This is a genomic window from Nocardia sp. NPDC004168 (genome assembly GCF_040610355.1).
In the GTDB taxonomy this organism is placed as follows: Bacteria; Actinomycetota; Actinomycetes; order Mycobacteriales; family Mycobacteriaceae; genus Nocardia; species Nocardia sichangensis.
This window is the reverse complement of the sequence record NZ_JBEXME010000025.1, coordinates 20,010-34,418: the sequence shown is the minus strand read 5'-3', so window position 1 is coordinate 34,418 and position 14,409 is coordinate 20,010. Positions and strand designations below refer to the sequence as shown.

The 14,409-nt window shown below is 69.7% G+C and carries 13 protein-coding genes; 8 read left to right on the top strand and 5 right to left on the bottom strand.

Features of this window, described 5'->3' with window-relative positions; all coding sequences use genetic code 11:
• Nucleotides 1-10 precede the first annotated feature (10 nt).
• Nucleotides 11-1,504, top strand: a complete 1,494-nt coding sequence (locus ABZW96_RS30280; protein WP_355079171.1) for an amidase family protein — start codon at nt 11-13, stop codon at nt 1,502-1,504.
• On the opposite strand, the gene ABZW96_RS30275 is transcribed toward ABZW96_RS30280, so the two are convergent.
• The 3 genes from ABZW96_RS30275 to ABZW96_RS30265 all read right to left on the bottom strand — a co-directional run bounded on the left by ABZW96_RS30275 (nt 1,494) and on the right by ABZW96_RS30265 (nt 5,244).
• A complete protein-coding gene (locus ABZW96_RS30275) occupies nt 1,494-2,381 on the bottom strand; it encodes a LysR family transcriptional regulator (RefSeq protein WP_355079169.1) in 888 nt (295 codons plus the stop codon). The two genes, ABZW96_RS30280 and ABZW96_RS30275, sit on opposite strands and share 11 nt — an antisense overlap.
• A 428-nt stretch (nt 2,382-2,809) precedes the next feature.
• On the bottom strand, nt 2,810-3,643 hold the full coding sequence (locus ABZW96_RS30270) for an SDR family oxidoreductase (protein WP_355079167.1): 834 nt from the start codon (nt 3,641-3,643) through the stop codon (nt 2,810-2,812).
• Nucleotides 3,640-5,244, bottom strand: a complete 1,605-nt coding sequence (locus ABZW96_RS30265; RefSeq protein ID WP_355079165.1) for an aldehyde dehydrogenase family protein — start codon at nt 5,242-5,244, stop codon at nt 3,640-3,642. Before ABZW96_RS30265 ends, ABZW96_RS30270 begins: the two co-directional genes overlap by 4 nt.
• Before the next feature lie 185 nt (nt 5,245-5,429).
• On the opposite strand from ABZW96_RS30265, the gene ABZW96_RS30260 reads away from it, so the two are divergent.
• Complete coding sequence (locus ABZW96_RS30260; RefSeq protein ID WP_355079163.1) at nt 5,430-6,743, top strand: helix-turn-helix domain-containing protein; 1,314 nt, start codon at nt 5,430-5,432, stop codon at nt 6,741-6,743.
• Between the two features lie 14 nt (nt 6,744-6,757).
• Here ABZW96_RS30260 and ABZW96_RS30255 read toward each other — a convergent pair whose 3' ends face one another.
• Nucleotides 6,758-7,024: a DUF2277 domain-containing protein gene (locus ABZW96_RS30255; protein ID WP_067794607.1), complete on the bottom strand. Its 267-nt coding sequence runs from the start codon at nt 7,022-7,024 to the stop codon at nt 6,758-6,760.
• 165 nt (nt 7,025-7,189) lie between these two features.
• Between ABZW96_RS30255 and ABZW96_RS30250 the strand changes: the two genes are divergently transcribed.
• Entirely contained in the window at nt 7,190-8,023 is an 834-nt protein-coding gene (locus ABZW96_RS30250) for a DUF1266 domain-containing protein (RefSeq protein WP_355079160.1), read from the top strand.
• Here the strand turns inward: ABZW96_RS30250 and ABZW96_RS30245 are convergent.
• Nucleotides 8,003-8,881, bottom strand: a complete 879-nt coding sequence (locus ABZW96_RS30245; protein WP_355079158.1) for a hypothetical protein — start codon at nt 8,879-8,881, stop codon at nt 8,003-8,005. The two genes, ABZW96_RS30250 and ABZW96_RS30245, sit on opposite strands and share 21 nt — an antisense overlap.
• 426 nt (nt 8,882-9,307) lie before the next feature.
• On the opposite strand from ABZW96_RS30245, the gene ftsH reads away from it, so the two are divergent.
• From ftsH to folK, 5 genes are all read left to right on the top strand, one after another.
• On the top strand, nt 9,308-11,692 hold the full coding sequence (gene ftsH, locus ABZW96_RS30240; protein WP_355079156.1) for an ATP-dependent zinc metalloprotease FtsH: 2,385 nt from the start codon (nt 9,308-9,310) through the stop codon (nt 11,690-11,692).
• 141 nt (nt 11,693-11,833) lie between these two features.
• Entirely contained in the window at nt 11,834-12,451 is a 618-nt protein-coding gene (gene folE, locus ABZW96_RS30235; RefSeq protein ID WP_355079266.1) for a GTP cyclohydrolase I FolE, read from the top strand.
• Nucleotides 12,452-12,522: 71 nt separating this feature from the next.
• Complete coding sequence (gene folP / locus ABZW96_RS30230; RefSeq protein WP_355079264.1) at nt 12,523-13,380, top strand: dihydropteroate synthase; 858 nt, start codon at nt 12,523-12,525, stop codon at nt 13,378-13,380.
• On the top strand, nt 13,377-13,814 hold the full coding sequence (folB, locus tag ABZW96_RS30225) for a dihydroneopterin aldolase (protein ID WP_355079154.1): 438 nt from the start codon (nt 13,377-13,379) through the stop codon (nt 13,812-13,814). Before folP ends, folB begins: the two co-directional genes overlap by 4 nt.
• Before the next feature lie 58 nt (nt 13,815-13,872).
• Nucleotides 13,873-14,409 carry a 2-amino-4-hydroxy-6-hydroxymethyldihydropteridine diphosphokinase gene (gene folK / locus ABZW96_RS30220; RefSeq protein ID WP_355079152.1) on the top strand — a complete coding sequence of 179 codons (537 nt, stop codon included), beginning with the start codon at nt 13,873-13,875 and terminating at the stop codon, nt 14,407-14,409.

Sequence of the window (14,409 nt, the reverse complement as noted above, 5' to 3'; positions counted from 1 at the left end):
TGACCAGCACATGTCCGACGAGGCCGCAATCATGGCGGACGGCTCGATCTCAGCGGGAAACGCCGCTCCGCACACCGCCATTCCGAACGCGAAGACCGGCGAGCCGATGCCCGCCCGACTGCTGGGAGCCGTCGCAGACGCGCGGCCCGACGGCGCTCCGGAAGCCGAGACCGCACTCGAACGCGGCCCGGCCGCGACGATCGCGGCGTGCGTGCGAGACGGCCTGCTGCACCCCGGGCAAGTGGCCGCGGATGCCGGGACGCGGATCGCGGCGGCGGACCGGAAACGACATGCCTTCAGCGTCCTGCGTGCCGAACAGGCGACGGCCGAGTCGGTCGGCCTGATGGAACGCGACGACCTCGACGTGCTGCCCCTGGCCGGTGTCCCGGTCGTGGTCGAGCACGGTGTTCCCCTCGCGGGCGAGCCGATGCCGTGGGGGCCGGTGGCCGCCGCGGATCACCCCGTGGTGGCCAGGCTGCGCGCCGCGGGAGCGGTGGTCATGGGCCTCGTCGCGGCTCCCGAGCCGAGTCGGTGGGTGACCAGCGCGGGCACCGAGCGTGCCATCCGCAATCCGTGGAACCCCACGCGCTACGCGGGTAGCGCGGCCGGAGCCGCGATCGCGGCCGGACTGGTGCCGGTGGCGCACTGCTGCGACGGCCTGGGGGAGGTGCGGGTCGCGGCCGCGTGCTGTGGAATCTTCGGGATCAAGCCCGGGCAGTACACGGTCCCCGCTGCGGGCCCGTGGTCGAGCCTGGTCGAGCACGGTGTCCTCGCGACAAGCGTGGACGACGCCGCGCTGGCGTTGTCGGTCCTGGCGGCGCGACCGGACCTAGCCGAGGTGGATCCACCCGGCCGACTACGTATCGGGCTGGCGGTGGATCCACCTTCTCGCCTGTTGCGCGTCGACCGCCGCTGGACCGCCGCGGCGCGCAGGGCGGCCTCGGTGGCCGCGGCGGCAGGCCACTCGGTGGAACCGACCGCGCTACCGTACGGAAACGCCCTGCTCGCGGCCTCGCTACGCTGGCTGGCCCTCGGCGCCCGCGAGGCCCCCGCGCTACTCCAACCCGGCCGACTACCGCGGAGAGCCCGGCACCGCGTGGCTCTGGGCCGGACAGTGCATCGGTTGAGGCTCGCGCGTCCCGCCCAGATCGACCGGGTGGAGGCGCGACTACTGGAGTTCTTCGAGCGTTACGACGTGGTGATCACTCCCACGCTCGCCGCCCCGCCGCCGACGGCGCGGGCCTGGCACTTCCGCAATCGTCCGGCCACTCTGCTCGCCGGCGCGCGGTTCGCACCCTTCACTCCGCTGTGGAATCTGGTCGGCTGGCCCGCCGCCTCCGTTCCCATGGGCATGCACTCCTGGTCGGGTACGCCGGTGGCCGCTCAGCTCGCGGGACCACCCGGTAGCGAATCCACCCTGCTACGGCTGGCCGCGCAATTGGAGACGCGCCGTCCGTGGCAGCGCACCGCCCCCGAGACCCCGCCGGGCCGGTTCAGACGCTGACCGGCGACTGCTGCGCCGCGAACCCGCCATCGACGGCTCGTCCGGCGAACTCCAGGATTGTCGGCCGGTTGTCGTCGGCCCGCCAGGCCACGGCGAGCTCGCACGGCGCCAACCCCGACACGGGACGCGCGGTCAGCCCGGGCCAGCGGTACATCGGCACGTTGTTCTCGGCGAGCAGGCACACGCCGAGGCCGAGGCTCACGGCTTCCAGCTTGTCCTCCGCGGTCGCGGCTTCGGCGCCGATCTTCGGCGGACGGCCGCCGCGTCCGTCGTTGCCGAGCCAGAAATCGCGCACCGCACCGGCTTCGGTGGGCAGTGCGACGAACGGTTCGTCGAGCAGATCGGCGAATTCGATGGTCTCCGAGATCGCCAGCGGGTGGTTTTCCGGAAGCAGCACCCAGCGCGGTTCGGTGCGCAGCACCTGCCACCGGTAGCGGCTCTGGTCCGGCAACGGCAGCCAGACCAGAGCGAGATCGGCCTGCCGACCCGCCAGGCCGCTGGAGGGATCGGTCCAGGAAGCCGCGTGCAGTGCGAGACGATGTCCGCTCGCGCTCTCCAGATCGCTGAGCAGACCGCGCCCGAGTGTGGATTGGATGCCGACGCGCAACACCTCGCCCGCCTCCTGCAGCGAGACGTTGGTGACCTCCCACAACTCCAGGATCTTGCGTGCGCCTTCGAGCAGTTCCTTGCCCGCGACGGTCAACGCGACACTGCGCTGGTTGCGGTCGAACAGGACCACGTCGAGCTGACGTTCCAGCTGCCGGATCTGACGCGACAGGGTGGGTTGAGCGATGTGCAGCCGCTGGGCGGCGTTGGTGAAATGCAGTTCCTCAGCGACGGCGACGAAATACCGCAGGTCGCGCAAATGCGGGTCCATAGCCCCTTGCTATCAGAATCGGTCCGGAATTTCCAGCCTTATCAGGCCGAAAAGTTCGGATACGGGCGCCGAAACAGTCGGCAGGTTTGTTAGGGACAGCATATTGCCTGCGATGGTGCTGCGCACCAGGCGGATAGCGAATTTTCGGCATGCCGTGGCCGTTTACCGTCAGGTTCTTCGATTTGGGCAGTTGACCAGCATGAACGAGAGCGAACTGGGAGTCTTTGTGGCGGATTGTGGACGCGTTTGTGGCCGCCGAGGATCGGCTGAGAATTTGCCGCTGACCGGCTTCGCGATCTCAGCGAGTGCGAGCGTGATTTTCCTCACAATGCCGTCGGTGTGTGGGGCTCCCGATGTGCCCCCGAACACGACGGGGCGCCGCGGCCGAGACGAATCCCAGCCGCGGCGCCCCTGCTTTCCCGCCGCGCTCACGCGCCGCGCGCGCGCTCCTCGTAGGCCTTGCGCTTCTCGGCGTCGACGTCGTCGAGGAAGGCACGGCCGGATCCGAGCGCGCGGCCGATGCCGTCACCGAGCGATTCCGGCAGCAGGCCGACGAACTGGGCGATGAACCCGGCCACCGCGGTCACCCTGACCTTCGACTTCGGCGCGACGATCAGCTTCGCGACGGCGTCGGCGATCTCCTCCGGCTCCGCGGCGCGCAGCAGCTTGGGCGCGGTGACGCCGGATCCGAGCTCGGTGTTGGTCAGCGTGGGCAGTACCGAGGAGAAGCGCACGCCGGTGCCGCGGTACTCCTCCCGCAGCGTGTCGGTGAAGCCGAGCACCGCGTGCTTGCTGGCGTTGTAGGTGGCCAGGCCGGGGATATGGGTCTCGCCGGCCAGTGAGGCGATGTTGATGATGTGCCCGCCGCCGCGCGGCAGCATCCGGCGCAGCGCCAGCTTGCAGCCCAGGATCACGCCGTAGACGTTGATGTCCAGGATCCGGCGGGTCAGCGGGTCCGGCTCGTCCACCAGCTTGCCGGTCGGCATGATGCCCGCGTTGTTGATCAGCACGTCGATCGGGCCGAGGGTCCGCTCTACCTCGTCGAGGAAGCCGTCGAACGACTCCTGATCGGTAACGTCGAGCTTGCCGTAGAGCTCGAAACCGCGTGCCGTGCCCGACTCCTTGACCGTGGTCTCGTCGATATCGCCGATCGCGATCTGCGCGCCGAGAGCCTGTAGCGCGGTCGCGGTGGCGAGTCCGATGCCGCGTGCCCCACCGGTGATCACCACGACCTTGCCGCGGATCTGCTTTGCTTCGGTCACTTGTCGCCCCCTTTGAGCTTCAGCAGGGCCGGAAGGTCGAGGCGGCGCAGCCCGCGGGCGCCTGCCGCGCGCATGGCGCCGAGCGCGAACAGCAGCTTCGGCATCGAGTACGGGTACCAGAACAGTTCCTTCTGCTGCGTCGGCAGGATCGGCGTGGTGATCGCCTGCTGGCGGCAGTACTTGCGCACGCCGTTCGCGCCGCCCCAGCGGGCGCCGACGCCGGACAGCCCCCAGCCGCCCATGGGCAGGGCGTAACTGAACAGGTTGGCGAAGACGTCGTTGATGTTGACCGCGCCCGCGTTCAGCTGCCGTGCGATCCGTTCGCCCCGCTCTTTGTCGCCGGTCCACACCGAGGCCGACAGGCCGTACACCGAGTCGTTGGCCAGCCGGATCGCCTCGGACTCGTCGGCCACCTTCATCACCGGCAGCGTCGGGCCGAAGGTCTCCTCGGTGACGCAGGACATGGTGTGGTCGACATCGACCAGCACGGTCGGCTCGAAGGCGGTGCCGAATCCGGCCCGCTTGCCCCCGGTGAGCACCTTGGCGCCTGCCGCGACGGCCTCGTCGACGTGGCGCTGCACGATGGCCGCCTGATTCTCGTTGGCCAGCGCTCCCACGTCGTATTTCGACTCGCGTCCGTCCAGGCCTTGGCGTAGCGCCTGCACATTGGCGGTGAGTTTGGCGACGAACTCGTCGTACACCGGCGCTTCGACGTACACCCGCTCCACGGAGATGCAGACCTGGCCGGAGTTGAACATGCCACCGAAGGCGATGCCGTGCGCGGCGCGATCCAGGTCGGCGTCGGCCAGGACGATCGCCGGATCCTTGCCGCCGAGTTCCAGGCTGTAGGGCACCATCCGTTCCACGCACGCGGCGGCGATCTTGCGGCCGGTCGCGGTGGAACCGGTGAACTGGATGTAGTCGGCGTTGCCCACCACGGCCGCTCCGGTCGCGCCCGCGCCGGTGACCACCGCGAAGATCGGCGGCGCGCCGATCTCCGCCCAGCCTTTGGCCAGTTCGATCGCGGAGAGCGGAGTCACCTCGGAGGGCTTGAGGATGACGGCCGCCCCGGCCGCGAGCGCGGGGATCACGTCCATCACCGGCATGGCCAGCGGGAAGTTCCACGGCGTGATGACGCCGACCACCGGATAGGGCCGGTAGACCGTGGTCAAGCGTTTGACGCGGGCCAGCGGGCTGTGCGGTGACGGGTGGTCGTCGGCGAGGAACTTCGCCGCGCGGCGGGCGTAGTAGCCGATCAGATCGGTCGCGAAACCCGGATCGATCAGGGCGTCCACCCGGGGCTTGGCGGTCTCCGACTGCAGCACGGCGGCAAGGCGGTCGGTGTTGTCGATCAACCAGTCCTGGAACTTCAGCAGCCAGACCTTGCGCCCTTCGGGGCCGATCGCCTCCCACTCCGGCTGGTACAGCCGCAGTTCGCGGACCTTGGCCGCGACCGCGTCCGCGGTCTCGTCCGGCACCGTGCCGACGACCTCGCCCGTGCCGGGATTGCGCACTTCGATGACGGCGGGACCGTCCTTCTTCGCGGTCGTTTCGCGTGCCCGCGCCTTCTCGGTCGCGGGCGCTGGTTCGGTGTTGGTCACTGCTGTTCTCCCACTGACGTCGTGTTGAACCGCGGTCTGCTGACTGCTGTGAGGCAGGCCACTGAACTATGATCGTGACACAATCCGAACAGACTTTCTTGGCCCAGATCATCAAGGAAAACGGGTGATTTTGTGTCCGTGAGACAAGCGGTGGTTCGGTATCCGCCGAGCCGGAGGAGAGGGCGATGACCGTTGGGCCTTCGCCGGGCGCCGCGGCCAGGCCGAGCCCCGCACCCGACGAAGTGCGCGACTGGCTCGCGGAGTACGTCTACGAGACGACGCGCGCCGAAGTGCTCGAACGCATCGTCACCCGGCTCGACGACGTGATCATCGCGCGCATCCCCGAACTAGCCGATCGCGATATGCGCCGCGACCTCGCGGCCAGCACCAGGGCGCACGCCAGGATCGTGCTCAGCCGCCTGGCCAGCGATACCTTCGAGTTCTCGCTCCCGGAGGAGGCGCACGCGTTCGCGCGCAGCGTGGCCAGGCGTGGTTTCGAGCTGCGGTTGCTGCTGCGGGTCTATCACGTGGGCATGGAGGCGGTGCTGGACTACATGACCGAGGTCGTCGAGCAGCGGCGGGCGACGCCGGAACTCGAACGCATGGTGCTGCTGCGGCTGTTCGAGCGGGCCACCAAGTGGATCAGCACGTCGGTCGAGTTGCTCACCGACACCTACATGGAGGAGCGCGAGCAGGTGCTGCGCGCCGCCTTCAACCGTCGCGCCGAGACCGTCCGAGCGCTGCTGGACGGCGAGCACGTGGACGTCGATCAGGCATCGGTGCGGCTCGGCTACCGGCTCTCCCAGCGGCACCTGGCCTTCGTGCTGTGGACCGACGAGCCGACCGGAGAACCCGCAGGCGCGGAGGCGGAGGCGACCGGACTGCTGGATCGGGTCGCGGCGCGGCTGGCCGCGGCGCTGGGCAGCGCGCGGCTGCTCACCGTTCCATCCGGCGCCAGCGCGATGTGGGCGTGGGCCGGATCGGACGACGGGGAACACGGCGCCGAACTCGCGGTGCCGGGCGAAGCGGAGCGGCTCACCGCGGCGCAGGTCGATGCGCCGGTACGGGTGGCGTTCGGTGTGCCCGCCGCGGGGATCGCCGGTTTCCGTCGCAGTCATCGCGAAGCGGTCGCCGCGCGGCAGGTCGCGGAGCGCGCACCCGCGGGCGGGCGGCGCGTCACCGGGTATCGAACGGTGGAGATCGCCTATCTGGCCGGTGCGGACGAAGCGGCCATGCGAGGACTGGTCGAGCGGGAACTGGGCGCGCTGGCGGCGCGCGACGGGAACGCCGCACGGCTGCGCGAGACGCTGCACGCCTATCTGCGCAGCCAACGCAGCCCGGAGGCCACCGCGAAGGTGCTCGGCGTACACAAGAACACGGTCCGCTACCGCGTGCAGCGGATCGAACAGCTTTTGGGATATCCGATCGAAGAACGCGGTCTGCCGCTGGAGATCGCGCTGGTGTGCGTCGCCGTCTACGGCGCCGACGCACTGCCCTGAACCGGCCGCCTTGTCTACTCTCCCGCCGCGGCCTCCCGTGCGGCGATCCGGCGCAGCGGCGGTTCGGTGGTCGGGGCCACCCTGCGGTCGGGTAACTCGGCGAGCAAGGTGGTGGTCGCGTTTGCGATGGCCGCGACGGCCTTGTCGACGGCCGGTTTGGTGGTCGAGCTCAGGCCGGACACGCCACCGACCTTGCGCACGTACTGCAGTGCGGCGGCATAGATTTCCTGCTCGGTTGCGGCAGGCTCCAGACCACGCAGGACGGTGATGTTTCTACACATGCGAGCACACTAGCCCCAGATCACGACATGCGTCAGCGCAAGAACCAACCGAGTCCGAAATCGATTCGCCCGGCGGACACGCCCGCGGTCCGGCGTCGCGACCGACAAAGGTGGCCATCCGCGAATCCCGCGCGTACCCCGCGCGGGATGGGGAACAATCGGGGCATGTCTTCGCGCGGCGTACCCACCTTGACGACCTTTCCGTACGCGGAGCTGGACGAGCGGGAGGAAGACCACTGGTCCGGCGCCGCGGTATCCGACGACGAACTGCGGGCGCTGGCCCTCGGCGCCTTCTACTCCGCGCGCTGGGACGCCTTCCACGACGCGCTGCTGCTCGGGCCGGAGCGCGCGCATCCGCTCGGTGACCGGCGTGAACTGGCCATCGACACACTCACCGGCGCGTGGGGCATCACCGATGGCACCGAGGCGCAGGCGTCGATGGAGCAGTTGCTCGACGGCATGCACGCCCCGCTCTACGCGCTGGTGCACCCGCTGGTGACGGCCTCGATCAACGCCAGTGAGCGCGATCGCTTCGGTGAGCGCGCCGACCGGCACCGGGCGTTCCTGCGGCAGGTCGGAGCGTTCCGGGGGATGGACAATCCCGAGGCGCTGGTCCGCGACTACGACATCTGGTCGCAGGCGATCAAGATCGGATTCACCGACCATCTGGCCCGGCCGCTGCCGGGTGACATCCACGCCTGGGATCTGGCCAGGGTCGTCGCGGTGGCCAGGATGGCCTACACGGCCGGGTACCTCGACGCCGACGTGGCCTGGAGTTATCTGGCGCGCGCCCTGCCGCTGGCCCAGAGCAAGTACCGCAACTGGCGCCAGTTCGGCGACGCCTACCTCACCGGCTGGACCTATTGGCAGGCCTGCGAGGACTTGGCCGAGCTGAAGAACGGCGGCGTCGACCGCCGCAAGGAGCTGCTGCGGCTGTGGCTGCGTCCGACCAGCCCGTGGCGGCGGATCGCGCTGAACTCAGCTCCCGTCGGGGAGTGAACGCAGGATTCCGCGGCCGTAACGTTGGAACTGCGCGTCGTCGACCATGCCGAGGGAGTGTCGCTCGACCAGCAGTTCCCACTCCGAATACAACTGCGCCACACCGGGATCCGCGGGACCAGCGGCGCCGTCGGCGGACTCCCGGCGTACCGCGAAGTTCACCGCGCAGATGACCCGATCGGTGTCGGCGCGGTCGACGCCCGCGAATTGCAGCGTGCGGCTGCCGTCGTGTACCTCGGCGCCGGTCGCGCCGCGTCCAGGGCCGATCTCGCCGCGCCCCGCGGTGGGGGTATCGGTCACGCGAGCCCATACGACCACGGGAATCGGGAGTTCGTACGCGTACCGGCTGTCGCCGATCGCGATGAACAGCAGCCGCGTCGTCGTGGCGGCGAGCAGGCCGGAGCCGCTGCCCGCCGGAGGGTGCGCGACCGCGACGGCGGTCTCCAGGACGTACTCGTCCGGCGTCACGTAACGATGCAGAGCCGCTATCGCATGCTTCGCCTCACGGCGCGGCGACATCCTGCGCGTCGCCCGTTCCACGTCCGCGCGGGTGGGGCCGCCACGTCCCCAGGTGGGGGGAGGCGGGCGCAGGTCCGGCGCCGCCACGTCGATGCGCTGGGTGGCGAGGATGTGCGCGTTGATGCGGTCGACGATTTCGGTGGCCGCGGGAACGTCGTGCTCGGCGATGATCACCGGAAGTGGCGTGCGGTCCGCGGGGACGCCGGTGAGCACGGGCGTCGGGTAGCGCAGATAGATCTCGATCACCACCGCGTCGTCCGCGCGCCGGTTCAGCCGGACCTTCAGCAGGTCGGAGACCGGGACATCGAGCACGCGCTCGCCGTCGGACCCGGGCCGCAAGACGATCAACCTGCCGCGGCCGTGACGCAGTATCGCTGTGGGTGTTCGTAACTCGACTATGTCCATACCCCCTGCGCTCGTGTCTGGTCTGCGGCGCTCCCGGGGCCTTTCGTGGTGTGCGAGCTACCGCCTACGTGCCCGTCGCTCGCGCCGCGATGTTGTGTCGTCGCTCACGATAGGCCGAACATGCCATGATTGTTGCCACTTGGAGGAAGCCGAACCGGAGACATCGGGAACCACCGTCGATCCCCGGCCGTTTACCTCTTTAACTGCACCTGCAGCCGAACTACGCGATGTATCGAGTAGACCGTACGCGGTAACGTGGCTTGTCCGCATCCGAACCCCTGCGGAACCGGACGCGCCAGACGCATCGCTAGGCAAGAACCGGAGACACCGGAAAGGACTGGCCGCCCCGGCCGACGCTCTATGAACCGCAAGACAGTGTTTCGCACCCTGGCCATAGTCTCGGGCATCTTGCTCGTGATCTATGCGTTCAGCTACTTCGGCAACGACACGCGGGGCTGGAAGAGCGTCGATACATCGGTTGCCCTGAGCCAGCTCGAGAACAAGAGCAACGTCCAGAACGTCCAGATCGATGATCGCGAGCAGCAGCTGCGCATCGAGCTGAAGGACGGCAACGACGCCACCGGCGGACAGAACAAGATCATCGCGAAGTATCCGGGCGGTAGCGAGACCTCCGCCCAGATCTTCTCGGCCGTGAAGAACTCCGGCGCCCCGTACAACACCGTGGTCAAGCAGGAGAGCTGGTTCACCCAGATCCTGCTGTTCGTGCTGCCGATGGTCATCCTGCTCGGCCTGTTCATCTTCGTGATGGCCCGCATGCAGGGCGGCGGCCGCGGCGGCATGATGGGCTTCGGCAAGTCGAAGGCCAAGCAGCTGTCCAAGGACATGCCCAAGACCACGTTCGCCGACGTGGCCGGAGCCGACGAGGCGGTCGAGGAACTCTACGAGATCAAGGACTTCCTGCAGAACCCGGTCCGCTACCAGGCCCTCGGCGCCAAGATCCCCAAGGGCGTCCTGCTCTACGGTCCGCCCGGCACCGGTAAGACCCTGCTGGCCCGTGCCGTCGCGGGCGAGGCAGGCGTGCCGTTCTTCACCATCTCCGGTTCGGACTTCGTGGAGATGTTCGTCGGCGTCGGCGCCTCCCGCGTGCGCGACCTGTTCGAGCAGGCCAAGCAGAACAGCCCCTGCATCATCTTCGTCGACGAGATCGACGCGGTCGGCCGCCAGCGCGGCGCTGGCCTCGGCGGCGGTCACGACGAGCGCGAGCAGACCCTCAACCAGCTGCTGGTGGAGATGGACGGCTTCGGCGACCGCACCGGCATCATCCTGATCGCCGCCACCAACCGCCCCGACATCCTCGACCCGGCGCTGCTGCGTCCCGGCCGCTTCGACCGGCAGATCCCGGTCGGCAATCCGGACCTCGCCGGTCGCCGCGCCATCCTGCGGGTGCACTCGCAGGGCAAGCCGATCTCCCCGGATGCCGATCTGGACGGCCTGGCCAAGCGCACCGTCGGCATGTCCGGCGCGGACCTCGCCAACGTCATCAACGAGGCCGCGCTGCTCACCGCCCGCGAGCACGGCGCGGTGATCACCGGCGAATCGCTGGAGGAGTCGGTCGACCGCGTGATCGGCGGCCCGCGCCGCAAGAGCCGGATCATCAGCGAGCACGAGAAGAAGATCACCGCCTATCACGAGGGCGGCCACACCTTGGCCGCCTGGGCGATGCCGGACATCGAGCCGGTCTACAAGGTCACCATCCTGGCGCGCGGTCGCACCGGCGGCCACGCCATGACGGTGCCCGAGGACGACAAGGGCCTGATGACCCGCTCGGAGATGATCGCCCGCCTGGTCATGGCGATGGGCGGCCGCGCGGCCGAGGAACTGGTGTTCCACGAGCCGACCACCGGCGCGTCCTCCGATATCGACCAGGCAACCAAGATCGCCCGGGCGATGGTCACCGAGTACGGCATGAGCGCCCGGCTCGGCGCGGTCCGCTACGGCCAGGAGCAGGGCGACCCGTTCCTCGGCCGCTCGATGGGCATGGGTTCGGAGTATTCGCACGAGGTGGCGGGCGCGATCGACGTGGAGGTGCGCAACCTGATCGAGGCCGCGCACACCGAGGCGTGGGCGATCCTGAACGAGTACCGCGACGTGCTCGACGACCTGGCCACCGCGCTGTTGGAGCGGGAGACGCTGCACCGCAAGGATCTCGAGCAGATCCTCGCCTCCGTGCAGAAGCGCCCGCGGATCACCGCGTTCAACGATTTCGGCGAGCGCGTCCCCTCGGACAAGCCGCCGGTGAAGACCCCGGGCGAGCTGGCCGCCGAGCGCGGCGAGTCGTGGCCGCCGGAGCCGGTGGTGAAGCCGGTGGCCGCGTCCGCGCAGCGCGAGCCGCAGCCCGCCAACGGGTATCCGCCGCATGAGAGCGGTTACGGCGCTCCGCCGCAGTACCCCCGCCCGTCCGCGCCCGGCTACCCGCTGCCGCAGGCGCCCGCTCCGGCCTATCCGCGCCAGGGCACGCACGGTTCGCGGCCGGACTACGGCGCTCCGGCGGGCTGGTCCGCTCCCGGCTGGCCGCCGCGCGACGAGCCGCAGCAGGGTCAGCCCGGCTGGGGCGACCCGCAGCAGCCGCGGCACGGCTATCAGCCGTGGGGTCCGCAGGGTTCGCCCGAAGGCGGCTATGACAGGGACGGGTACGGCGACCACGGCGGTTACGACGAGCCGCGCCGGACGAATCCGAACGGCGAGGGCGACGGTGATTGGGATGGACCGAACGGTCGTCACTGACCTGTGACGATTAGGCTCGACCATCTGGGGTGCCGAGAGATTGCCGGCGCCCGGGGAGTTTGGAGGTGTCCTCGATTGTCGGCCAACGAGTATGGCGGTGGTCACACCGTCGCCGAACTGGACAGTGCGGAGCACAACGGCATCGACATCGGCCTGTCGGAGCCGGGCCTCGTGGCACTGGAAACGGGCAGGTCGTTCGATCAGGCGCGAGCCGAAGCGGCGGTACGGGAGTTGCTGATCGCCGTCGGTGAGGACCCGGACCGGCCCGGCCTGCTCGACACGCCCGCCCGGGTCGCGCGGGCCTACCGGGAGACGTTCGCCGGGCTCTATGTGGAACCGGATTCGGTGCTCAACACCACGTTCGACGAGGGCCATCAGGAACTCGTACTGGTCAGGGACATTCCGATGTACTCCACCTGTGAGCACCACTTGGTGTCCTTCCACGGTGTCGCCCATGTCGGGTACATCCCCGGTCCGCACGGCCGGGTCACCGGCCTGTCCAAACTCGCCCGCCTGGTCGACCTGTACGCCAAGCGCCCGCAGGTGCAGGAGCGGCTGACCAGCCAGATCGCCGACGCGGTGATGCGCAAGCTGGACCCGAGGGGAGCGATCGTCGTGGTCGAGGCCGAGCACCTCTGCATGGCGATGCGCGGCATCCGCAAGCCGGGCGCGAGCACGACCACCTCCGCGGTGCGTGGACTGCTGCAGTCCAACGCCGCCTCGCGCGCCGAGGCGCTCGATCTGATCCTGCGGAAGTGAGCGGGCCCGCGGTGTCCGAACCGAGGCGCTTCGAGAGCCTCGCCGCCCGCGACGGGCGCTCCTGTGTGGTGATGGGTGTGGTGAACGTCACCAGCGATTCGTTCTCCGACGGCGGGCGATACCTCGATCCCGAGCTGGCCATCGCGCACGGCGTTCGGCTGCACGCCGCGGGCGCGGACGTCATCGACGTCGGCGGCGAGTCGACCAGGCCGGGCGCGGTCCGCGTCGACGCGGCGACCGAGACCGCACGGGTGACACCGGTCATCCGCGGACTGGTCGCGGCGGGTGTGCCGACCAGCGTGGACACCATGCGCGCCGCCGTCGCCGAAGCCGCGATCGAAGCCGGGGTGTCGGTGGTGAACGACGTCTCCGGCGGCCGCGCCGATGCCGACATGGTGCGCGTGGTCGCCTCCGCGCGGGTCCCGTGGATCCTCATGCACTGGCGGGCGGGCGCCGACTACCGGCACACCGGACCGGCGGACCACTACGACGACGTGGTCGCGGAGGTGCTCGCCGAGTTGACCGCGCAGGTGGACTCGGCCGTCGCCGCGGGCGTGGAGTCGTCCCGGCTGATTCTCGACCCCGGCTTGGGCTTCGCGAAGAACGCCGAACACAACTGGGCTCTGCTCGGCGCGCTGCCGGAATTGGTCGCGCAGGGGCTCCCGGTCCTGATCGGGGCGTCTCGCAAGCGTTTTCTCGGCTCCCTGCTCGCCGACGAGGCGGGGCCGCGTCCACCGGACGGCAGGGAGACGGCCACCGCGACCATCTCGGCACTGGCCGCGGTGCACGGCGCGTGGGGTGTGCGGGTGCACGACGTGCGCGCCTCGCTGGACGCCATCACGGTCACCGACGCGTGGCAGAATGCCGCACGGCAGCGCGCCGAACAGCACGACACCGCCCGATCCAGTGCGCAAGGAGCTCGACGATGAGCCGGTCCCCGATCCACGCCGAAGACGAAGCACCGCCGGGTGATTCGGCGATCCGGCGCGGCGCCGACCGCATCGAGTTGCGCGGCCTGCGCGCCTACGGGCACCACGGCGTGTTCGAGCACGAGCGCCGCGACGGCCAGGAGTTCCTGGTCGACCTGACGGTATGGGTGGACTTCGACGTGGCCGCGGCGTCCGACGACCTGGCAGCCACCGTGGACTACGGCGCGTTGGCCGAACGCGCGGTGCGCATCGTCCAGGGTCCGCCGCGCAATCTCATCGAGACGGTGGTCGCGGAGATCGCCGACGATGTCATGACCGATCCGCGGATACGGTCGGTCGAGGTGGTGTTGCACAAGCCGTCCGCGCCGATCCCGCACACGTTCGCCGATGTGCGGGTGATCACCTCGCGTCACCGGGGGGAGCCCGTCGGATGAGCGAGCGGAACTGCGGCGCGGTGTTTTTCACCGTGCCGGGCGCCGCGGAGGTGCGCCGATGACCCGTGCCGTGCTGTCCATCGGTTCGAATCTGGGTGATCGGCTCGCGCATCTGCGCAGCGTCCTGGACGGGTTCGGCCATCGCGTGCTGGCGGTCTCCGCCGTGTATTCGACCGCGCCCTGGGGTGGTGTCCCGCAGGGCGACTATCTCAATGCCGCTGTGCTGGTAGAGGATCCGGCCTTCGGCTGCGCCGACTGGCTGCGTCGCGGGCAGGAGCTGGAGCAGGCCTCGGGACGGGTGCGTGAAGTGCGCTGGGGCGCACGCACACTCGACGTGGACGTGGTGTGGTGCGCCGAACTGCGCGGCGGCGAGCCGGTCGCGTGCCGTAGCGCCGACCCGGATCTCATCCTGCCGCACCCGCAGGCGCATCGGCGCGCCTTCGTGCTGGCGCCGTGGCTGGACGTGATGCCGGACGCGGTGCTCGAGGTCGACGGCGTGCCGCACGCTGTCGCGGATCTGCTGGCCGGGCTCGATCCGGACGAACGCGCCGGGGTGCGTCGCACCGAGTTCTCGCTGACGGGCGCGCCGTCGTGA